The sequence below is a fragment of the Streptomyces sp. NPDC047453 genome, from assembly GCF_040643155.1.
Taxonomy (GTDB): Bacteria; Actinomycetota; Actinomycetes; order Streptomycetales; family Streptomycetaceae; genus Streptomyces.
Genome location: NZ_JBEYTS010000062.1, coordinates 18,505 through 40,069, shown reverse-complemented (window position 1 = coordinate 40,069; position 21,565 = coordinate 18,505). Strand labels below are relative to the sequence as shown.

The window sequence follows — 21,565 nt, the reverse complement described above, 5'->3', positions numbered from 1 at the left end:
CACCCCGGGTCATCCCGCCTGTCTACCGTCCCGGCCCGGCCGGGACAGCGAAACAGCCAAACCCGTGATCTCAACTCGGCACACGCCCTAGTGCCGTGAGGCGTTGCCAGCCCGGAGATACCCGCCGAACGCCCATGGCAAAATCAGCGGGTGCAGATCGGGATGCTGGGGCCATTGGAGGTTCGCGCGGACGACGGCCTCTTGGTCGACGTGCCGGGTGCGCGGTTGCGCGGACTGCTGGTCGCCCTCGCGCTCAAGCCGGGTCACGTGGTCCCGAAGGCGTCGCTGATCGACTGGATCTGGGGTGAGCACCCGCCCGCCGATGCGACGAACGCCCTGCAGCGCTTGGTTTCCCGGCTGCGGAAGGTGCTGCCGGACGGCGTGGTCGAGGGGCTGACGGACGGCTACCGGTTGACGGTGGTGCCCGACGCCGTCGACGCCGTACGGTTCGAACGCCTCGTCGGCACGGGCCAGGCACGTACCGAGGACGCCTCCCGGCGGGTGCGGCCGCTGCGCGAGGCCCTCGAGCTGTGGCGCGGTGCGGCCCTGCAAGATGTCGGTCTTCAGGACAGCGCCGCGTTCGACGCCGCGGTCGTACGGCTGGAGGGGTTGCGCCTGACCGCCACCGAGGAGCGGGTCGACGCGGAGGTCACCCTCGGGCGCGGTGCGGAGATGGTCACGGAGCTGACCGACCTGGTGGCCGCGCACCCGGTGCGGGAACGGCTCGTCGCCGCGCTGATGCGCGCCCTCGTCGCGGCCGGTCGCGACAGCGAGGCGCTGCTGGTGTACCAGCGCGCGAGGGAGGCCTTGGCCGACACGCTGGGCGTCGACCCCTCGCCGGAGCTGTCCGCGTTGCATGTCGCGCTGTTGCGGGGCGAGTTGGGGCAGAGAGAGCGGAGCGGCAAGACCAACCTGCGCGCCGAGCTGACCACCTTCGTCGGGCGGGGCGCCGATGTCGCGGCGGTGCGTGAGCTGATAGCCGGGCACCGGCTCACCACCGTGATCGGACCAGGTGGCTCGGGGAAGACGAGGCTGGCCACGGAGACCGCGCGCACGCTGCTCGGCGACCTGCCGGACGGGGCCTGGCTGGTGGAGCTGGCCGCCATCGGGGCGGACGGCGACGTGGCGCAGTCGGCGCTCGCCGGGCTCGGCCTGCGGGACGCCCTGCTCGGCGGGGCCCCGAACGCGGAGCTGACGGACCGGCTCATCGCCGCGGTCCGCGAGCGGGAGGCGCTGCTGATCCTGGACAACTGCGAGCACGTGATCGAGTCGGCGGCGGTGTTCGCCCACCGGGTGCTCGGCGAGTGCCGGCGGCTGCGGATCCTGGCGACGAGCCGGGAACCGCTCGGCATCACCGGGGAGGCGCTGTGGCTGGTCGAGCCGCTGGCCCTGCCGGAGGGGGACGCGGACCCGGGTCGGATCGAGTCCTCGCCCGCCGTTCAGCTGCTGCGGGACCGGGCCGGGGCGGTGCGCCGGAATCTCGCGGTCGACGCCCCCACGCTGGCGACGGCGGTGCGTGTCTGCCGGGCGCTGGACGGGATGCCACTGGCCATCGAACTGGCCGCGGCCCGGTTGCGCACCATGTCCATCGGACAGTTGGCCAACCGGCTCGACGACCGGTTCCGCCTGCTGACCAGCGGCAGCCGCACCGCGTTGCCGCGGCACAAGACGCTGCGCGCGGTGGTCGACTGGAGCTGGGAGCTGCTCACCGAGCCCGAGCGAATGGTCCTGCGCAGGCTCTCGGTGTTCGCCGGCGGGGCGAGTCTGGAGGCGGCCGAACGGGTCTGCGCGGGCGACGCGGTCGAGCGGGAACAGGTGCTCGATCTGCTCACCGCGCTGACCGAGAAGTCGCTGCTGCTCACCGAGGGCGACAGCGCCCCGCGCTACCGCATGCTGGGCACGATCAAGGAGTACGCCGGGCACCGGCTCGCGGACGCGGGGGAATCGGACCGGGCGCGCCACGCACACCTGGCCTACTTCACCGAACTCACCGAGACCGCCGAGCCGCACCTGCGCCGCGCCGAGCAACTGGAGTGGCTCGCCACGCTCGGGGCCGAGCACGACAACATCGGTGCCGCGATGCGCGGTGCGCTCGCGGCGGGCGAGGCGCAGGCGGCGATGCGGCTCGCGGCCGGCGCCGGCTGGTACTGGTGGCTCGGCGGGCACAGGACCGAGGGCATCGAGCTGATCACAGCGGCCGCCAGGACGCCCGGTGAGGTGCCTGACGAGGTGCGGGCCACGGTGTACGCGCTGATCGTGCTGTTCGTGAGCTCCGGGCGCAACGACGAGCGCCAGGCGGCGGAGTGGATCCACGAGGCATACCGGCTCAGCCGGATCGGCGGGCGCCGCCATCCGCACATGGGGCTCGTCGAAGCGTTGGAGCGCTTGCTGCGGGCGCCCGACGCCTCCCTGTCCGCGTTCGAACCGCTGCTGGACGACGAGGACCCCTGGGTGCGTGCACTGGCCCGGTGGCACCTGGGCAAGATGCGGATCGTGCTCGGTCAGGACACGCGAAACGCGGACGCTTACCTGGAGACGGCGCTCGCCGAGTTCCGGGCGCTCGGCGAGCGGTTCGGGATCTCGCTCGCCCTGACCGAGCTGGCGGAGCGGACTGCCGTGCGCGGCGGGTTCGCCGGTGCGTGCGAGCACTACGAGCAGGCGATCGCGGTCGTCACCGAGGTCGGCGCCGTCGAGGACGTCATCCGCATGCGGTCGCGGCAGGCGCAGCTGTACTGGCTGCTGGGCGACGAGGCCGCCGGTGCGGCGGCCATCGCCGAGGCCGAGCGGTGCGCGGAGCGGGTCACCTGGCCGGACGCGCTGGCCGAGTTGGCCCTCGCGAAGGCGGCACTCGCCCGGTGGGGCGGCGACGCCGCGGAGGCGCGCGGGCAACTCGGCGTCGCGACGGCCATGCTGGGCGACGAAGCGGAGAGGGCGAACATCCGCGCGGGGACGCACGACCTGCTCGGCTACCTCGCCGACGACCTCGGCGAGGCCCGCGCGCACCGCGCGGCGGCCTGCAAGGCGGCAGCCGAGGCGGGGTACGCGCCGCTGCTCGCGCAGGTGCTCGTCGGGGTCGCGGACCTGGCCCTGCGTCGCGGTGAGCACGAGCAGGCCGCGCGGCTGCTCGGGGCGAGCCTCGGCGTGCGCGGGCTCGAGGACCGCTCTCAGCCGGACACCGCCCGGATCGAGCAGGCCGCGCGGAACCGCCTCGGTGACGCGAAGTTCGCCGAGGCGGCTCGGGAGGGGACGCGGACCGGCTGGTCTCAGCTGGTCGAGGTCACGCTCGCTTCCTGAACGCGGAGACCGCCCACACGTATCCGAGGAGGGCGAGCCCGACGCACCAGGCGAGGGCCGCGATCGCGTCGCCGCTCGACGGGTTGCCGGCCAGCAGCCCGCGCAGCGTCTCGATGATCGGGGTGAAGGGCTGGTACTCCGCGAACTGCCGCACGCCGGTCCCCATCGTGTCGGCGGGCACGAACGCGCTGCTCAGGAACGGCAGCATGATCAGCGGCACGGTGGCCAGACCCGCCGACTCCGCGGTCTTCGCGCCCAGGCCCATGGCGACCGTGAGCCAGCTGGTCGCGAAGGCGAGCAGCAGCATGATGCCGATCGCGGCGAGCCACTGGAGGAGGCTCGCACGGGGACGGAATCCCATCGCGAAGCCGACGCCGATGATGGCCGCGTCGGCGATCAGACTGCGCACCGTCGTGGAGACGACATGACCGGCCAGCACGGCGCCGTGGGAGACGTCCATGGCTTTGAACCGGTTGATGATGCCCTTCGTCATGTCGCCGTTCACGGCCGCCGCGGTCGGCCCCAACCCGTAGGTGATGGCCATCACCATCAGGCCCGGCACCGCGTAATCGACGTATTTTCCCTCGACCTTGAAGGCGCCACCGAATACGTAGACGAACATGAGCATCATCACGATGGGAAACAGGACCGCCTGGAACACCGTGACCGGATTCCGGGCCGTGTGCTTGAAGTTGCGGCGCAGCATGATCGCCGCGTCGCCGAACGACGTCGAGACACTGCTCATTTCGCGATCGCCTCCGTGCTCGTGCTCGTGCGCCCGGTCAGGGCGAGGAATACGTCGTCGAGGTCCGGCGTGTGCACCGAGAACTCCGCTGCGTTGATGGTGTGTTCGTCGAGCTTGTCCAGCAGGGCCCGCAGCGACCTGGATCCGCCGTCGCTGGGAACGCGCAGGGTCAGTTCCTGGTCGTCCCGTGTGGAGCCGGTCAGGACCCGCGCCGCCGCGCCGAGTTCGTAGAGGTCGGTGAACCGGAGCCGGACGTGGCTGCCGGGGGCCTGGCGCTTGAGCTCCTCGGGGGTGCCCTGGGCGACCAGGTGGCCCTGGTCGAGCACCGCGATCCGGTCGGCGAGCTGGTCGGCTTCCTCGAGGTACTGGGTGGTGAGGAAGATGGTGGTGCCGTCGGTCACCAACTCGCGGACGATCCCCCACATCGTGCGCCGGCTGCGCGGGTCGAGACCCGTCGTCGGCTCGTCCAGGAAGATGATCCGCGGGTTGCCGACCAGCGTCATCGCCAGGTCCAGCTTCCGGCGCATACCGCCGGAGTAGGTCGACGCCAGTCTGTTCGCCGACTCCATCAGATCGAACCGTTCCAGCAGCCCCGCGACCACGCGGTCACCGGAGCGCACCCGCTTCAGGTCCGCCATCATCTGAAGGTTCTCGCGGCCCGACAGCAGTTCGTCCACCGCGGCGAACTGACCGGTCACGCCGATGACCGCGCGCACCTCCTTGGTCGCGGTCACCACGTCGTGCCCGGCGACGCGCACCGTCCCGGCGTCGGCTTTCATCAACGTCGCCAGGACGTTCACCGTCGTCGTCTTGCCCGCCCCGTTCGGGCCGAGCAGGGAAAACACCGATCCTGCGGCGACATCGAAGTCGATGCCGTCCAGCACGACTTTGTCGCCATAAGCCTTCCGCAGCCCTGAAACCGCGATCGCCGAATTGTTCATGCCCCCACCGTCCCCGCCGGGCCTGACACCCACCTGTCACGCCCCTGACACGACTACTGACACGGCGTTCCACCGCATCGCCGGCGCCGGACGGCGTATCCTCCGGGCGGCTTCCGGACGAACCTCGTGTGCGATCGCTTCCCCCATGACCCCCGCCCCTGGTAGATGAAGGGGGCATGACACGTCTGATTCGCGCCGCACGTGGTCTGATCGCCGCCGCTGCCGCCCTGCTCACCGTGACCGCCGCCCCTGCCACCGCCCGGGCGGCCCCCGAACCCAGGGCGCCCAAGGACTTCGTCGCGCTGAGCACCGTGGATCCGACGATCATCCAGGAGATCCGCTACTTCACCCCCCACAACTTCGTCGGGCAGCGCATCGACGGCTACCGGCAGCCGCTCTGCATCCTCACCCGCCCCGCCGCCCAGGCCCTTCACACGGCTCAGCAGCAGTTGCTGCGCAAGGGCTACAGCCTCAAGGTCTACGACTGCTACCGGCCCCAGCGCGCCGTCGACCACTTCGTCCGCTGGGCCCAGGATCTCGACGACCAGGCCATGAAGGGCGAGTTCTACCCTCAGGTCGACAAGACCCGGCTGTTCGAGGACGGCTACATCGCCGCGAAGTCCGGCCACAGCCGCGGCTCGACGATGGACCTGACCATCGTCAGGCTCCCGGCCGGCCCGACCCGCCCCTACGTCCCCCACAAGCCGCTGGTGCCCTGCTACGCGCCCCAGGCCGAACGCTTCCCGGACAACTCCCTGGACATGGGCACCGGCTTCGACTGCTTCGACACCCTCGCCCACACGCTCGACCCCAGGATCCAGGGGCAACAGCGCGCCAACCGGATGCTCTTGAAGAGCACGCTGGAGAACCTGGGGTTCGTGAACCTCGCCGAGGAGTGGTGGCACTACACCTACAAGCCCGAGCCCTACCCGGACACCTACTTCGACTTCCCCGTCGGCCGGCAGTCCCTCACGGCGAGGCGCTGAACCGCCGGAATCCGACGCTTCCGTACCGTCGGCCACGGCCGTGCCCTCAACGCCCGTGCGAGCTGCTCGGGTTCGATGCGGGTGGCTGAGGCCGTCGGATCGGACGACGGACGGAGACGTCAGGGTGGCGGACGAGGGTCTCGTCCGCCGGGTCCTGCTACCAGCCGGCCTGCCTCATTACCTCAGCGGTAATCGATCTTCCGTGCGGAACCGGTCAAGGTGGGAGTCACCGGGGCCGGGGCGGCCCGCTCCACACCGGCCACGGCCCCCTTGACCAGCGTTTTCGACCTTGACGGAGGCTGATCGGCATGTCCGCCACCACCCTGCTCGGCACTCTCTCCCGCACCGACCGCCCGCAGACCATGCTGCGCCGCTTCCTCGCCCTCGACGCCGTCGTCACCGGCGTCAACGGACTGGTCTACGTGATCGACTCGAAGCCGGTCGGCAACCTGCTCGGCATCGGATCGGGTCTGCTGTTCGAGCTCGGCGTCTTCCTGGTGGTGTACGCCGCGGGGGTCGGCTACCTCGCCACGCGGAAGCAGCCGTCGGCCCTCGCGGTGAAGGCGGTCATCGACGCGAATGTGCTGTGGGCCGTGCTCAGCATCGTCGCGATGCTTGCCTGGTTCTCGCCGACGACCGCGGGTGCCGTCTGGGTCCCCATGCAGGCCATGACCGTCGCCGGTTTCGGTGTGCTCCAGTTCCTCTCGCTGCGTGCCACGACCGCCTGAGGGACCGCAGAGATGTCCGGCTGTCGCCTTGCTTCCTTCCTCACGGGCCCTGTCCCGCCGTCGGCAGCAGGACGACCAGCCGGGCTCCGGGGCGGTTGTCCTCGATGCGGGTGGTGCCGTGGTGGGCCGTGACGGTGTCGCGGACGATGGCGAGGCCGAGACCGCTGCCGCCGGTGTCCCGGGCCCGGGCGTCGTCGAGCCGGGTGAAGCGCCCGAAGACGCGCTCACGGTCGGCCTCGGGGATGCCCGGCCCGTCGTCGGCGACGGTCAGCTGTGCGGTGTCGCCGAGTGTGCGGAGGCTGACGTCGATCCGGGTGCCGGCATGGCGCAGCGCGTTGTCCAGCAGGTTGCGTACGACACGGGCCAGGGCGTCCTCGTCGCCCGCCACCCGTGCCGCGCCGACGGCGTGCTGGTCGATGACGAGCCGGGTGCGCCGACGGGCTTCGCGCACTTCGGTGAAGACGATCTCATCCAGGTCGACGGGGCGGGCCCGCAGCCGCGGGCGGGCGTCGAGCCGCGCGAGCTGGAGCAGGTCGTCGACGAGCCGGGTGAGCCGTTCGGTCTGCGGCAGGAGTCCGGTGGCGAGGGACTGCCCGTCGGCCAGGCCGGGGTGGTGGGCCGCGACGGACAGGCGGGTGTGCAGGGTGCTCAGGGGGTTGCGCAGTTCGTGAGCCGCGTCCGCGACGAACCGCCGCTGCCGCCCGGTCGATGTGTCCAGACGGGCCAGCAGGTCGTTGAGGGTCGTGGCCAGCCGACCGAGCGCGTCGTCGGCGAGCGGCACGTCGAGGCGGCGGCTCAGGTCGGAGGCGGTGATCTCCGTGGTCTGGGCGCGCATGCCGTCCACGGGGCGCAGCGCGCGCCCGGTGAGCAGCCACACGACTCCGGTGAGGGCGGCGACGACCGCCGGAACTCCGGTGGCCAGACCGACGGTGAGCTGGGCCAGTCCGTGGTCGACGCTCTCGGTGGGAACGGCCACGTAGACGGTCACCGGGTCACGGTCGGTGCCCGCGGGGATGCCGACGGCGCGCCATGTCCCGCCCGTCCCTACGGGAATGTCGTCGACGGTGTGGGCGTGCGGGGTGTCGGACCGGCTCGCCGGGAAGGTGAAAGCGGGCGGCCGGCCGCGCAGGTTGGCGGAGCTGGCCAGCACTTTCCCCTTGCCCCCGATCACCTGTACGGCGACTCCCCCGTGGCCGGTGGTGGGCAGCACTTCCGCCGTGATCTGGTTGGTGTCCTCGTCCGCCGCCACGACCTGGGCTCGTTGCAGGGCGGTCTGGTCGAGTCCGCTGATCAGGCTGGCGTGCAGCCAGACGACAAGCAGCACGGCGGCTCCGACCAGGCCGGCGGCGATGACCGCGGCCGCGGCGGCGGTCAGGCGCAGCCGCAGTGATCGGCGGGCCCACCAGTACCGGATGCTCGCGGTCATCGGTCACCCCGCACCGCCGCGCAGCCGGTAGCCGGCACCGCGGACGGTCTCGATGGTCCGGCGGCCGAAGGGGGCGTCGATCTTGCGGCGGAGGTAGCCGACGTAGACCTCGACGACGTTGGTGTCGCCGTCGAAGTGCTCGTCCCACACGTGGGTGAGGATGTCCGTCTTGCTGATCACCTCGTCGGGGTGCCTGAGCAGATATTCCAGAAGGGTGAACTCCCGTGCGGTCAGGTCGATCTCGCGGTGGCCACGGCGGCAGCGGCGGCGCGCGGGGTCGAGTGCGAGGTCTCCGGCGGTGAGGACGGCGGGGCGTGCGGGTGCTCCTCGCCGCAGAAGGGCCCGGAGGTGCGCGACGAGCACGACGTAGGAGAAGGGCTTGCTCAGGTAGTCGTCGGCGCCGAGGTCGAGGGCGTCGGCCTCGTCGTACTCCCCGTCCTTCGCGGTGAGCATCAGCACCGGTGTCCAGGCTCTGGCCGCCCGCAGGCGTTTGAGGACCTCGTACCCGGACAGGCCTGGCAGCATGATGTCGAGCACGATGACGTCGTACGGCTCGTGGAGGGCGCGCCACAGCCCGTCCGGGCCGTCGTGTGCCAGGTCCGAGACGAAGCCCTCGGTGGCAAGTCCGTCGGCGATCGCCTCGGCGAGTGCGTGCTCGTCCTCGATGATCAGCGTCCGCATGGCAGCCTCTCGGAATCAACGATAGCTCCGGATCGGAGCGGCCGTTTCCTGGGAGGGAGCCGGGGATTGTGTGCGGCACGGCGGTGGGGTCAGCTCTCCATCACCGATTCCACCAGGTCCATGGCCAGGTCCAGGGTGTGGTGCACCGGCAGGCCGTGGCCGGTGTACCAGTCGGTCGTGGCCTCGGGGTGGGGACCGGTGACCGCGACACGCCCGCTGCCGAAGCGGGTCACGAGGGCGGCGGGGGCGCCGTTGTCGTAGGTGGCGAGGACCGTGGCGTCGGCGTTCTCGTCGAGGACGAAGAGGGGGCCGTCCTGGAAGAACACCGTGCGGGGCCGGCCTCGCCAGGTCACCGTGACCAGTGTGTCGTTCTCCTCGTGGATGGTGGCCCCTGGGGAGGAGATGTACTGATCGGTGTCACCGGGAAGCAGCCCGAAGCCCGGTGTGGCCCCGGCGAGGTAGCCGCCGAGGCAGAAGCCCAGGTAGCGCCCGCCGTCGCGGACGAAGTCGCGGATCGCCCGGCGCCGCCGCCGCAGTCGCCGGTAGGCGGAGTCGAGCGTGCCGCCACCGGGCTGGGCGTACAGCAGGGCCTGGGAGAGGAGCTCGGCCGAGAGCGGAAGCGCCTCGTCCGGGCCGGTGAAGCGGACGTCCAGGTTCCACGGCCCGCAGGAGAGCAGTCCGGCGACCGCCTCGGGGCAGCCGGGCGACGAGGCCGGGCCGCGGTAGACGAGAGCGAGGGGGCGGCGCCCGGCGGCGGCCCCGGAATGCCTCAGGTGTGTCATGGCTACCTCACCGAGGGTACGTCGTCGGCCCGGCCAGCCGCGGGTGCGCTGTCGTCTCCTTCGGCGGGGAGCCCGTGCCAGCTCGTGCCCGGCGTCAGACGCTCGCCCTTCATCACCAGGGACAGCGCACCGAGCCGGACACCGGCGCCCACCTGCGTGTCGTAGAGCACGACGGTCCGCGTACCGACGCTCGCGGCGGGACCGACGGTCACCGTGGACATCTTCATCACACGGTCCTCGAACAGGTGGGTCTGGAGAGAGACGAACATGCCGATCGAGGCGTCGTCGCCCACCTCGACGAGGTCGAACTCGGTGAGGTACGTGGTGCCGATCCAGGTGCGCCGTCCGATGCGGGCACCGAGCCCGCGCAGCACCGGCGGCAGGAAGGGCGTCCCCACCAGGGCGCCCACGCCCGCGGGTACCGCCGCCGCTTCGAAGAGGCCGGTGACGAACTCCGTACGGCGCACGAACAGGCTCCACAGGGGTTCCACACGCGGCCGGTATCGTCCGGCGACGACCCACTTCGCCAGCACGCAGCAGCCGATGACGGCCAGCACCGCGCCGGCGGCGAACAGCGGCGACACGAGCAGCGGCACCCACGGCCCGGTGCGGCGGGCGGTGTCCGACAGCGCGAGCAGGTACAGGAAGGCCGCGGTCGCGAGCACCGACATGGGCAGGGTGGCGCGGAAGAACTCGATGGCCAGCCGGCCGAGTACGGCTTTGCGGGTGGGCCGGAACGTCTTCTCCTCCGGATAGGACCCGCTGTCCTGGCGCACCGGCAGCCGCAGGGCCGGTGAACCCAGCCAGGTGGTGCCGGCGGGCACGCGCTCCGGGGGCGGCACCGTGCCCACGCCGACGAGCGAGCCCGGGCCGAGCCGTGTCCCGGCCGGGACGAGCGCCGCGTTGCCCACGAAGGCGCGTTCGCCGATGTCGGTGGGTTCGAAGGCCATGCGCCCGGCCGCGAAGGTAGCGACGCCGACGCCGGCCATGTCGGCGACGAAGCTGCCGTCGCCGAGGGTGAGCAGGTCGGGATCGATGTGCGCCGCGGTGGAGATCTCGGCGCGCCGGCCGACACGGGCGCCGAGCAGCCGCAGCCACGGGACGGTGTAGAGGGTGGCGTAGAGCGAGTTGGTGAGGGTGAGGCTCTGCTCCAGCAGCTTGTCGGCGATCCACTTGCGCACGCCCAGCGCCGAGTGCGCCGGATGGATTCCGGGGGGTGTCCTCGGCAGGACCGCCCGCTTCCCGGCGGCGACGACCAGGCACACCGTGGCCACGAAGACCGGGCCGGACAGCACGATCGCGGCGAGACCGGCGAGCGTGCCACCGCTCGACCAGGCCCACCAGAACAGGGCGGCACTCGGCACGGCCGCGGCGACCACGATGGACTCCAGCAGGACCAGACCGAGCACGACGGCGGCCAGTTGGCGGGGCCGCCAGCGATCCGCCTCGGTCCGGTCGCGCAGCATCGTCTCGACGAGCGGGGCGAGTGCCTCGACCGGGCGTGCGGGCGATCCGGCGCGGCGCGCTCCGGCCGGGACGGCCTTGCCCGGGCCCGACACGGACTGCTCACCGAGCGCGGACCCGGGGCCCAGGTAGGCGCCTGGTTCGAGGACCGCGTTGGCGCCGACGTATGCCCTCTCGCCGACGGTGATCGGGGCGATGGTGACCCATCCGTCGGCAACGTGCCAGGGGCGCAGCGTGGCACCGTAGCCGATCGTGGCGTCCCGGTCGACGCCCAGCAGCGTGGGCAGGCCGACGAAGCCGGTGGCGATGGTGGTGCGGGGGCCGACGCGGGCACCGAGGAGCCGCAGGTACGGGCCCATGAGCGGGGATCCGCTGAGCATCCGCAGCGGGCTGATCCCCAGCAGCAGCACGTCCAACAGCCACAGCCGCAGGTACGTCGCCCCCCAGAGGGGGTACCGGCCCGGCCGGATGCCCGCCGCCAGCGGCCGCGCGAGAAGGACGGGAACCAGCCAGCGTACGGCGAACCAGCCGGCCAGTACCGAGACGGCCGGCCCGACGGCCGCGCTGCCCGACACCTGTCCGTGAGTCAGCACGAAGGACGCGGCCACCGGACCGGTGAGCAGGAAGAGCAGTGCGTAGAAGGCCGTTGCCTGGAGGAGTCCGGCCCGCGCGATGCGGGCGCGGCCGTGCCGCAGGGGGGCGGGGCGGGGCTGCCGCGGCGCGCGGGAGGCGTCGGCCGTGGAGCGCAGCCGTGCCGCGAAGCTGGTCACGGTCGGGTTCTCGTACAGGTCACGCAGGGTGGGGCCGGGTCCGCCCTCCGGGTCGCGCAGCAGCGACACCGCGCGGGCGGCGAGCAGCGAGTGACCGCCGAGGTCGGTGAAGAAGTCGGCCTCCGCGGAGAGTTCGCCGGGGTCCATGCCGAGCGTCCGTGCCCAGGCGTCGCGCACCCTGGCCTCGAGCCGGTCGCGGACCGGCGCCACAGGGCCGGTGCCGGCGAGGCGGCGGCCGGTGGGTGCGGGCAGTTTCGTACGGTCCGTCTTGCCGCTGGGCATGACGGGCAGCCGATCGAGGAAGTCCAGCGTCGCGGGCACCATGTAGGCGGGCAGCGACCGGCGCAGGCGCCGGTGCAGCCGGGCGGCGAGATCGTCGTCGGGGACCGCGCCGTCCCCGGCGGGCACGACGTAGGCGGCGAGTACACGGTCACCGTCAAGTCCGTCGCGCGGCGACACGGGGGTGGTGGCCGCCTGGGCCACGCCGGGGTCCTCCAGCAGCACGTTGTCGATCTCCTCCAGGGACACCCGGTAGCCGCGGATCTTCACCTCGGCGTCGGCCCGGCCGAGGTATTCGATCTCCCCGTCGTCGGTCATCCTGCCGAGGTCTCCGGTGCGGTACAGGCGGCCCGAGCCGGGCGCCAAGGGGTGCTCGACGAAGCGCTCCGCGGTCAGGTCGGGCCGTCCCGTGTAGCCGCGTGCGAGGCCCGGACCGCCCAGGCAGATCTCACCGACGGCGCCGTGCGGCACGGGCCGCAGCCGCTCGTCCAGGAGGACGGCCGAGCAGGTCGGCAGCGGGCGGCCGATGGTCACCGGACGCCCCGGCCGGAGTTCCTGCCAGGTGGCGGTGACGGTTGCCTCGGTCGGCCCGTAGGTGTTGAGGATGCGCCGTCCCGGCCTGCTCCACCGCTCGACGAGTGAAGCGGGGCACGCCTCGCCGCCGACGACGACCTCGCGGAGCCGCGGGAGGTCACGGGACATCGTCGCCAGCAGTGTCGGGACGCAGTACAGAGCGGTGACCTGGTGCTCCTGAAGGAAGTCGGCGAGATCGTCGCCCAACTGTCCGGGGCCGACCGGTCCGGCGACGAGTGTGGCGCCGGCCGCCCAGGTGGGCCAGATCTCCTCGATGGAGAAGTCGAACGAGAGGGTCATGCCCTGGTACACGCGATCGTGCGACCGGATGCCGTAGACCGGTGCCACCACGCGCAGAAAGTTGCAGATGCTCGACTGCGCGATCTCCACGCCCTTCGGCCTGCCGCTGGACCCCGAGGTGTACATCACGTATGCCAGCGGATCGTCCGCGCCCCCGGCCGCGACGGCGGGCCGTTCGGGCGGCAGGGCGGCAAGATCCGCGGCACATGTGTCGACCTCGATCACCGCGCACGTCCGGCACCGCTCCGCCCAGGCGGCGCCGGACGCGAGCGCCGACGTGGTCAGCACCACGGCCGCGCCCGCGTCGCCCAGGATGAAGGCGACCCGGTCCGGCGGCGCGGCCGGGTCGATCGGCACGAAGGCCGCGCCCGCCTTGCACACGCCCAGCAGGCACGCGTACATGTCCACGGACCGGGGCAGCAGCAGGGCCGCGCGACTGCCCGGACCGATGCCGGCACGGTGCAGATGCCGGGCCACCCGATTGGCCCGCGCGTCGAGATCGGCGTAGGTCAGGAGCCGCGATCCGCATGCGAGGGCCGGGGCTGACGGAGTGCGGTCGCAGGCGTCGTCGAAGAAGCGGTTCAGCCGGTCACCGGTGCCCCCGGTCGCCGGGGCCGCACGGCCCCGGCGAGGAGAGACGGGTGGGGCTGCGGTGCGGGAAACCATGGGCTCCCCCTCTTCGATGCGAGAAGGACTCGCTTGCCCGGTGTCGAAAAGGACCCGCTCGTCCCCAGGACACCTCCAGCCTCGGTGACGCCCGCTGAGAAGACACTGAGAAGCCGGCCGGGGCCGGCCCCGCGTGCCGCCCCGGTCATGTCCCGGGCGAGCCGAAAGTGGTGGTGACGGTGACGACCGCCGCCACCCCGTCGACTCGAAGGGTGCCGGCGTCGAGGTCCGGGAACAGGACCGCGTCGAACCGGTCGAGGGTGACACCGGACTCCTCGACGGCCACCGTGCCCGCCAAGGCGATCACGAGGACCAGGACCCCGGTCCGCGGGACGACGGAGAAACCCTCACGGGCCATGCGGACGTGCGCCGTCGCGCAGGTGCGCCGCGTCATCACGTTGAGATCGACGATGGGGCCGGAGAGCAGCCGGCAGTCGGTGACCGCGTCACCCGGAAAGGAGAAGGGCTCGTACGCGTCGGCGATGGTGTGCGAGGCACCGTCGACGTTCAGCTCCATCCCCGCCCCGTCCACGACGGTGATGATCCTGTCCACGCCCGCGAAGGAGGAGAACGGACCGCCGCGAGCGACGTCGGCGAGACTCACCCGCCAGACGAAGTCCTCCAGACCCGCGCCGGAGCCGTCGGCGGCGACCTCCCGGGTCAGACCGCCGCCGTTCTTCCAGCGCGTCGCCGGCCGGTCCTGTGCCCGGAGCACGCGTCCGCCCGTCGCGCCGCCCGCTCCTTCCGCCACGGTTTCCGCTCCTGTCGTCATGCCGTCCGCTCCTTGCCTCATGCCGTCCGGTCCTTCAGCGCGGCCTCGGTGAACACCCGGTACCCCGTGTCGGGCCGGTATCCGTGAATCTCACGCGTGTCGAGCGCGCCCATGTACCGCAGCACCGCCTCGTTGACGACCTGACCCGGCACGAGCACCGGGAAACCCGGAGGGTACGGCGTGACGAAGGTGGCCGAGACGACCTCCCGCCCGCTCTCCGTGGCCATGGCGACCTCGTCGGCCGTCAGGTACTCGACCTTGCTGTCGTCGTACGCCAGGAAGAACGCCTCGCGAAGGTCGCCCTCCGGCGTGTGGGCGCCCGGACGGAACGCGGTGTGGAACGCGCTGAAGTCCGGCAGCGCGGCGGACCCGGCCTGGAGGGCGGCGCGCCTGCGCTGGTGCAGGGCACGCTCGCGGGGGCTCATCTCCTCGATGCTCTCCTCGAGTTCCTCGACGATCTTGACGAGGACCTCGATGAGGTAGGCGACGGCGCTGCGCGTGGTGCCGATGGTGGTCATGAACAGCAGCGTGTTGAGCGTGGTCTTGTTGACCTGAACGCCGTACCGGTCCATGAGCTGTTCGTGCTTGAAGGTGTCGCCGTCGATGCCCGTACGGCCTATGTGCAGGGTGGCCCGAGTCGGGTCGAGGACGAACTCGTCGTCCTCCCAGGCGGCCGCCATCTTCGCCAGTCCGGTGCGCAGCGGCTGGTCCGTGCCGGAGGAGCGGAACCGGCTCGGGATGAGTTCGGGGGTGGTGAGGAAGTGCAGGTAGCGGCTGAGCACCGGGTGCTGGTCGATCGCGTCCCGCAGGACGCCCGCCTGCTCCAGCTGCTTCTGCACCAGTTCGAAGCCCTCCAGCTCGGCCTGTCTGCGGCCGAGGTCGAGCGAGGCGAGGATCTGGTAGTTCGGCGACGTCGAGGTGTGCGTCATGTACGCCTCGTGGAACGTCTCGGCCGCCTTGTGCCGGAAGTCCTGGTCGAAGATGTGGATCATCGAGCCCTGGCGCAGTGACGTCAGGGTCTTGTGCGTCGACTGGGTGGCGTACACCCGGACACGGACGGCGTCCGGGTCCGGCATCAGACGGGTGCCCAGCAGGGTCTCGTCGTCCGGGTCCTCGCCGAGGCTCTCCCGGTGCTCGGCGTACCGCTCGGCGTAGTCCGCGTCGCGGTAGCGGTCGGTCAGCTCGCGGGCGGCTGCCATGGCGGTGCGGCGGCGGTAGACGGGGTGGAAGCGGGCGAACGCGAACCAGGCCTCGTCCCAGAGGAAGGCGAGGTCCGGCTTGAGCGCCAGGCACTCCTCCATCACACGGGAGGGGTTGTAGACGATCCCATCGAAGGTGCAGTTGGTGAGCAGGAGGAGCTTGACGCGGTCCAGCAGGCCCTCGCGCCGCAGCATGAGCAGCTTCCGCTTGATCTCCTCGACGGGCACGGCGCCGTACATGCCGTACTGATCCATCGGATAGGCGTCGAGGTAGACGACGTGGGCGCCGGCGAGCATCAGCCCGTAGTGGTGGGACTTGTGGCAGTTGCGGTCCACCAGCACGACGTCGCCCGGCCGGACCAGGGCCTGCACGACGACCTTGTTGGCGGTGGACGTGCCGTTGGTGACGAAGTACGTCTGCCGGGCGCCGAACGCGCGGGCCGCGAGGTCCTGCGCCTCCCGCAGCGGTCCCGTGGGCTCCAGCAGGGAGTCCAGGCCGCCGGAGGTGGCGGAGGTCTCGGCGAGGAAGATGTTGAGCCCGTAGAAGCGGGCCATCTCCGGGATCCAGTGGGAGGAGACCACCGAGGTGCCGCGGGAGATGGGCAGGGCGTGGAAGACGCCCGTCGGGCGCCGGCTGTGCGCCCGTATGGCGGTGAAGAACGGTGCCGTGTAGCGCTCGCCGATGCCGTGCAGGATCGACAGGTGGAGCTCCAGAAGCCCTTCCCGGGCGTGGAAGACGCGCGCGAAGCCCCGGCCGAGCGTGCCGGCGGTCCGCTCGACGGCGCCTTCCGTCATCAGGTAGAGGTCCAGCTCCGGCCGCAGTTCCAGCAGTCGGGCGCCGAGGGCCTGGGCCCGGTGCTCGAAGAGGTCCTCCTCCGGGAGGGCCTCGGCGGCGGTTCCCTCGAAGAACCGCCGCACCACGTGCAGGTCGTGCCGGGACCGGTTGGCGAACCGGTGGCGGATGACGACGGCCTGGAGGCTGGAGTTCACCAGCGACGCGATCACCGCGTCCTCGAAGCTTGGGGCGACGACGAGGTCGTAGACGAACTCGTCCTCGTCGCGGCGCAGGTGGCGCAGTTCCTCCCGCAGCGCCTGCTCCTCCGTCTCGTCGAGGTCTCCGACGACGAGTACCTCGAAGTACGGCTTGGCCGCGGGGTCGTGCACCGCGGGCGGCTCCTCGGCGGCCGGGTCCTCGGGGTGCGCCGGCGCCTGCGCGGCGTTTCGATAGGTGTCCGTGCCGAGGGCCAGGTTCAGGTCGTCCGCGCGCTCCGCCAGCCGGTGCCGGTCTCCGGCCTCGTGGAGCCGGCGCAGCTCGTCGAGGCCCGCCCGGCCCGGAAAGGCCCAGCAGTTCTCGATCGGTGCCAGCAGCCGGAACATGTCCTCCAACTGCTCGGTCAGCTCCTTCGCACAGGTGCCGGCGCTCGGGTCGAGGCTCAGTCGACGCGTCAGTGCCGCCAGCGCGCTCCAGGCGTCGGCGCGCAGCTGCCGGACGCTGTTGTAGACACCTGTGGTCAGCAAATCGGTGGACCGGGTTGCCGCCTCGGTGGCGGAGTCACCCATCTCTGTTCCCTTCATACGGGGTTGGCGCGGACGGTTCGGACGGATGGTGGGGGGCGCCGGACGGAGCGCCGCGTTTCCTTCGGGTGCCGCAGGGCGTCGACCGGTATCGCGGACCGGTTCGGCAGTTCTGCCATGGGTTCCATAAAGCACCAGGTCAAGGCACCGGTGCTACGCCCATGGCGCGCAATTCGTCTCGTATCCCAGACGCCCTGCGGCGAGGCGGGATCAGGGTTTCGGGGCGGACGTACGCTCGCGATATGTCCACGGTCCCCGCCGCCGCACAAGTGCTCGCCGTCCTGCGCTACCTCGCCGCCCAGGCCGGTCCGGTGCCGGCCGCGGCCATCAGCCGCGACGTGGGGCTGCCCCGCTCGACGACCTATCACCTGCTCGACACCCTGGCCCGGGACGGCTTCGTCGTGCACCTGCCCGAGGAGCGGCGCTACGGGCTGGGGGTCAGCGCCTTCGAGCTCGGCTCCGGGTACAGCCGCCAGGCACCGTTCCAGCGCCTGGCGCGGGTCCCGCTGGCGCAGCTCGTGGACCGCACCGGCTACAACGCGCACCTGGCCGTGCTGCACGGCCGTGAGGTGATCTACGTCATCGAGGAGCGGCCGTCGGGACGCGCACCGCTGGTCACCGAGGTCGGCGTCCGGCTGCCCGCGCACCTCACCGCCAGCGGCCGGGCCGTGCTGGCGCGCCTCGCGCAGGCGCAGGTGCGCGCCCTGTTCCCCGACCCCTCGGCGTTCGTCCTGCGCCACGGGCTCGGGCCCACCTCGCTGTCCGCGCTCCGCAACCTCCTCGTGGAGGTACGGCGGCGTGGGTACGCGACGGAGGAGGGAGAGGTGACGCCGGGCTTCTCGTCCGTCGCCGCCCCCGTTCTCGATCACAGCGCCCACCCGATCGCGGGCGTGGCGGTCACCTTCCCGGCCGAGGAGGTGGATCCGGAGCAGCAGCAGCGGATCGCCGCGGAAGTGGCCCGGACCGCACGGGAACTGAGCCGCCGTATCGGCGGAGTTGCCGACGCACCGCGCCGCCCGGGGGACCAGGCCCCGTCGTCGTGAGGCCTGGCCCACGGGGCCGTGCAGGGTGGCGTGGAGCCTCGCGGGTCGGGCGGTGGAACCACTCCGGTCGGGCCGCAGAGGCTCATCGGTGGGAGAACGGCCGCGGCCCCGGCGCACCGCGAGCGGTGTGCCGGGGCCGTTTCCGGTTCCCCGTTCAGGCGGCCTCCGAGAGGCCGGCCCTCACTGCAGCCGGCCGGCCTGGGACTCGGCGGCGGCCAGGGCACGGCCGGAGGCCACGTACTGCACGGCCTCCTCGATCTCGGGGGCGAGCCAGCGGTCCGTGCCGGGGCCCTCGACGACCTCGCGCAGCCCGTCACGCACCGCGGCGGTGGCCGGTGCCGGCGTCAGCGGGGCGCGCAGGTCCAGGGCACGGGCGGCGGTGTAGAGCTCCACGGCGAGGACGCGGGTGAGCCCGTCGATGGCACGGCGCAGCTTGCGGGCGGCGGACCAGCCCATCGAGACGTGGTCCTCCTGCATGGCGCTGGAGGGGATGGAGTCGACGGAGGCCGGGCCGGCCAGGCGCTTGAGCTCCGAGACGATCGCGGCCTGGGTGTACTGGGCGATCATGTGGCCGGAGTCGACGCCCGGGTCGTCGGCGAGGAACGCGTTCAGGCCGTGGTTGCGGGCCACGTCCAGGAAGCGGTCCGTACGCCGCTCGGCGACGGAGGCGATGTCGGCGACCGAGATGGCCAGGAAGTCCAGGACGCAGGCCACGGGCGCGCCGTGGAAGTTGCCGTTGGACTCCACCCGTCCGTCGAGCGTGACGACCGGGTTGTCCACCGCGCTGGCCAGCTCGCGGGAGGCGACCAGCTCGGCGTGGGCGAGGGTGTCGCGGGCGGCGCCGTGGACCTGCGGGGAGCAGCGCAGCGAGTACGCGTCCTGGACACGGGTGCACTCGGGGCCGCGGTGGCTGGCGACGATGCCCGAACCGGCGAGCAGCGCGGTCAGGTTGGCGGCGCTGCTGGCCTGGCCCGGGTGCGGGCGCAGCGCCTGGAGGTCGGCGGCGAAGACGGCGTCGGTGCCCAGCTGGCCCTCGACGCTCATGGCCGCGGAGATGTCGGCGGTGCGCAGCAGCATCCGCAGGTCGTGGCAGGCCAGGACGAGCATGCCGAGCATGCCGTCGGTGCCGTTGATGAGGGCCAGGCCCTCCTTCTCCTGCAGGACGACCGGGGTGATGCCGGCGGCGGCGAGCGCCTCGGCGGCCGGCTTGAGCTCGCCCTGGGCGTCGCGGACCTTGCCCTCGCCCATGATCGCGAGCGCGCAGTGGGCGAGGGGGGCCAGGTCGCCGGAGCAGCCGAGGGAGCCGTACTCGTGCACGACGGGGGTGATCCCGGCGTTGAGGAGATCGGCGTAGGCCTGGGCGGTCTCGACGCGGACGCCGGTGCGGCCGGTGGCGAGGGTGGACAGGCGCAGCAGCATCAGCGCGCGGATGACCTCGCGCTCGACCTCGGGGCCGGAGCCGGCGGCGTGCGAACGCACCAGGCTGCGCTGGAGCTGGGTGCGCAGCTCGGTGGGGATGTGGCGCGTGGCCAGGGCGCCGAAACCGGTGGAGACACCGTAGTGCGGCACCACGTCGTCGGCCAGACCCTCGATCACTTCGCGGCTGCGAGCGATCTCCTTGAGGGCCTCCTCCGCGAGGACCACGGGCGCGCCGTGACGGGCGACGAGAACAACGTCGTCGGCGGAAAGAGGGCCGACATTCACAACAACAGTCATAAATCTATGAAGTCCCATGTCAGAGCGGCTTCGCGAGGCGCTGACGGCACTCACTGTCCGGGATCCCAGACATTGTGCTCCGGGCGGTACGAAAACACCGATGGGGTCCGCCCGGCCGGACGGACCCCATCGGTGTTCGAGAGTGGTGTGCGGTTACCCCTCTGCAACTATCCCTGAGCTGCCGGGACAGGTTCCTCCGCCGCCTGCTCGGAGGCCTCAGCGAGGTCCGCACGGCCACCGCGCGGGCGGCCCCACAGGAAGTACACGCCCGACAGGAGTGCCAGCCAGACGGCGCCGACGATCAGCGCGACACGGGTGCTGTCCGAGAAGGCGAGGAGCCCGAGCACGCCGACCATGAAGGCGATCGCGATGAACTGGCCGTAGGGCCAGAACGGAGCCGGGTACTTGAGGGCGGCCTGCTCCTCGGGAGACATCTTGCGGCGGGCGGCGACCTGCGCCAGCAGGATCATCATCCAGACCCAGACCGTCGCGAAGGTCGCGATCGAGGCGATGATGACGAAGACGTTCTCCGGCATCAGGTAGTTCAGCACGACGCCGAGGAGCAGCGCGCCCATCATGATGACCACGGTCATCCACGGCGCACCGTTGCGGGAGAGTCGGCGCAGGGTCGCGGGAGCCTGGCCGCGCTCGGCCATGCCGTACATGATGCGCCCTGCGGCGAAGATGTCGCTGTTGATCGCGGACAGGGCCGCGGTGATGACCACCAGGTTCAGCACGGTCGCCGCGGACTTGATGCCGAGGCCGACGAAGATCTGGACGAACGGGCTGCCCGCGGAGTCGACGTTCTGCCAGGGGTTGAGCGACATGATCACCGCGATGGTCAGCACGTAGAACAGCACGATGCGCAGGGGGATCGTGTTGACCGCGCTCGGGATCGTCTTCTCCGGGTCCTGGGCCTCTCCGGCGGTGACGCCGATGATCTCGGTGCCGCCGAAGGCGAACATCACCACGGCCAGGGACATGATGATGCCGTGGGCTCCGTGCGGGAAGAACCCGCCGTTGTTCCAGAGGTTCGACACCCCGACGTGGGCGCTGCCGGTGTGGATGCCGAAGACGAGGATCGCCACACCGGCGATGATCATCGCGATGATGGCAACGATCTTCACGAGGGAGAGCCAGAACTCCAGCTCACCGAAGACCTTGACGCTGAACAGGTTCATCACGCCGACGACGCCCACGACCGCCAGCACCCAGATCCAGCGCGGTACGTCGGGGAACCAGAAGCCCATGTACACGCCGAACGCGGTGACATCGGCCAGACAGACGATGACCAGCTCGAAGGCGTAGGTCCATCCGGTCGCGAACCCGGCCAGCGGCCCGAGATACTTGGTGGCGTACTCACCGAACGATCCCGCGCACGGGTCGCTCACGGCCATCTCGCCGAGGGACCGCAGGACCAGGAAGACGGCCGCTCCGCCGATCAGATAGGCCAGGAGGACCGCGGGACCGGCAGCCTTGATGGATTCGGATGATCCATAGAAGAGCCCTGTCCCGATCGCTGAGCCCAGCGCAAGGAAGCGGATGTGCCGGGACTTGAGTCCCCTGGTCAAGGTCAACGCCGTGTCCTTGGTCAACGTAGTGCTCCTTGGGGACGGGAGGTCCCG

Annotated in this window: 14 protein-coding genes; 4 read left to right on the top strand and 10 right to left on the bottom strand. The window is 71.6% G+C overall.

Translation table 11 applies throughout. The features are described from left to right. Window positions 1–150: 150 nt before the first annotated feature. A complete protein-coding gene (locus tag ABZ818_RS33450) occupies window positions 151–3,294 on the top strand; it encodes a BTAD domain-containing putative transcriptional regulator (RefSeq protein ID WP_361423086.1) in 3,144 nt (1,047 codons plus the stop codon). On the opposite strand, the gene ABZ818_RS33445 is transcribed toward ABZ818_RS33450, so the two are convergent. Both ABZ818_RS33445 and ABZ818_RS33440 read right to left on the bottom strand, forming a co-directional pair. Then, on the bottom strand, window positions 3,278–4,039 hold the full coding sequence (locus ABZ818_RS33445; RefSeq protein WP_361423083.1) for an ABC transporter permease: 762 nt from the start codon (window positions 4,037–4,039) through the stop codon (window positions 3,278–3,280). The two genes, ABZ818_RS33450 and ABZ818_RS33445, sit on opposite strands and share 17 nt — an antisense overlap. Then, complete coding sequence (locus ABZ818_RS33440; protein ID WP_361423080.1) at window positions 4,036–4,980, bottom strand: ATP-binding cassette domain-containing protein; 945 nt, start codon at window positions 4,978–4,980, stop codon at window positions 4,036–4,038. The genes ABZ818_RS33445 and ABZ818_RS33440 overlap by 4 nt, the downstream gene beginning before the upstream one ends. A gap of 176 nt (window positions 4,981–5,156) precedes the next feature. On the opposite strand from ABZ818_RS33440, the gene ABZ818_RS33435 reads away from it, so the two are divergent. Continuing rightward, a complete protein-coding gene (locus tag ABZ818_RS33435; RefSeq protein WP_361423077.1) occupies window positions 5,157–5,966 on the top strand; it encodes a M15 family metallopeptidase in 810 nt (269 codons plus the stop codon). Between the two features lie 308 nt (window positions 5,967–6,274). After that, window positions 6,275–6,694, top strand: a complete 420-nt coding sequence (locus ABZ818_RS33430; protein ID WP_361423074.1) for a hypothetical protein — start codon at window positions 6,275–6,277, stop codon at window positions 6,692–6,694. Window positions 6,695–6,734: 40 nt separating this feature from the next. On the opposite strand, the gene ABZ818_RS33425 is transcribed toward ABZ818_RS33430, so the two are convergent. The 6 genes from ABZ818_RS33425 to ABZ818_RS33400 form a co-directional block, all read right to left on the bottom strand. After that, window positions 6,735–8,120 (bottom strand): ATP-binding protein, encoded by a 1,386-nt coding sequence (locus tag ABZ818_RS33425; RefSeq protein WP_361423071.1) that lies wholly within the window; start codon window positions 8,118–8,120, stop codon window positions 6,735–6,737. Between the two features lie 3 nt (window positions 8,121–8,123). Then, complete coding sequence (locus ABZ818_RS33420; RefSeq protein ID WP_361423068.1) at window positions 8,124–8,801, bottom strand: response regulator transcription factor; 678 nt, start codon at window positions 8,799–8,801, stop codon at window positions 8,124–8,126. Between the two features lie 89 nt (window positions 8,802–8,890). Beyond that, the gene (locus ABZ818_RS33415; RefSeq protein ID WP_361423065.1) at window positions 8,891–9,583 is read right to left on the bottom strand and encodes a BPL-N domain-containing protein; all 693 of its coding nucleotides are present in this window, start codon (window positions 9,581–9,583) and stop codon (window positions 8,891–8,893) included. A gap of 2 nt (window positions 9,584–9,585) precedes the next feature. Further along, on the bottom strand, window positions 9,586–13,635 hold the full coding sequence (locus ABZ818_RS33410; protein WP_361423062.1) for a Pls/PosA family non-ribosomal peptide synthetase: 4,050 nt from the start codon (window positions 13,633–13,635) through the stop codon (window positions 9,586–9,588). Between the two features lie 145 nt (window positions 13,636–13,780). Then, window positions 13,781–14,407: a HutD family protein gene (locus ABZ818_RS33405; RefSeq protein ID WP_361423059.1), complete on the bottom strand. Its 627-nt coding sequence runs from the start codon at window positions 14,405–14,407 to the stop codon at window positions 13,781–13,783. Between the two features lie 17 nt (window positions 14,408–14,424). Further along, the gene (locus tag ABZ818_RS33400; protein WP_361423056.1) at window positions 14,425–17,166 is read right to left on the bottom strand and encodes an aminotransferase class I/II-fold pyridoxal phosphate-dependent enzyme; all 2,742 of its coding nucleotides are present in this window, start codon (window positions 17,164–17,166) and stop codon (window positions 14,425–14,427) included. 257 nt (window positions 17,167–17,423) lie between these two features. Between ABZ818_RS33400 and ABZ818_RS33395 the strand changes: the two genes are divergently transcribed. After that, a complete protein-coding gene (locus ABZ818_RS33395) occupies window positions 17,424–18,224 on the top strand; it encodes an IclR family transcriptional regulator (protein ID WP_361423053.1) in 801 nt (266 codons plus the stop codon). A 180-nt stretch (window positions 18,225–18,404) separates the two neighbouring features. Here ABZ818_RS33395 and hutH read toward each other — a convergent pair whose 3' ends face one another. Beyond that, window positions 18,405–19,958, bottom strand: a complete 1,554-nt coding sequence (hutH, locus tag ABZ818_RS33390; protein ID WP_361423050.1) for a histidine ammonia-lyase — start codon at window positions 19,956–19,958, stop codon at window positions 18,405–18,407. Between the two features lie 149 nt (window positions 19,959–20,107). Further along, entirely contained in the window at window positions 20,108–21,535 is a 1,428-nt protein-coding gene (locus ABZ818_RS33385; protein ID WP_361423047.1) for an amino acid permease, read from the bottom strand. Window positions 21,536–21,565: the final 30 nt, after the last annotated feature.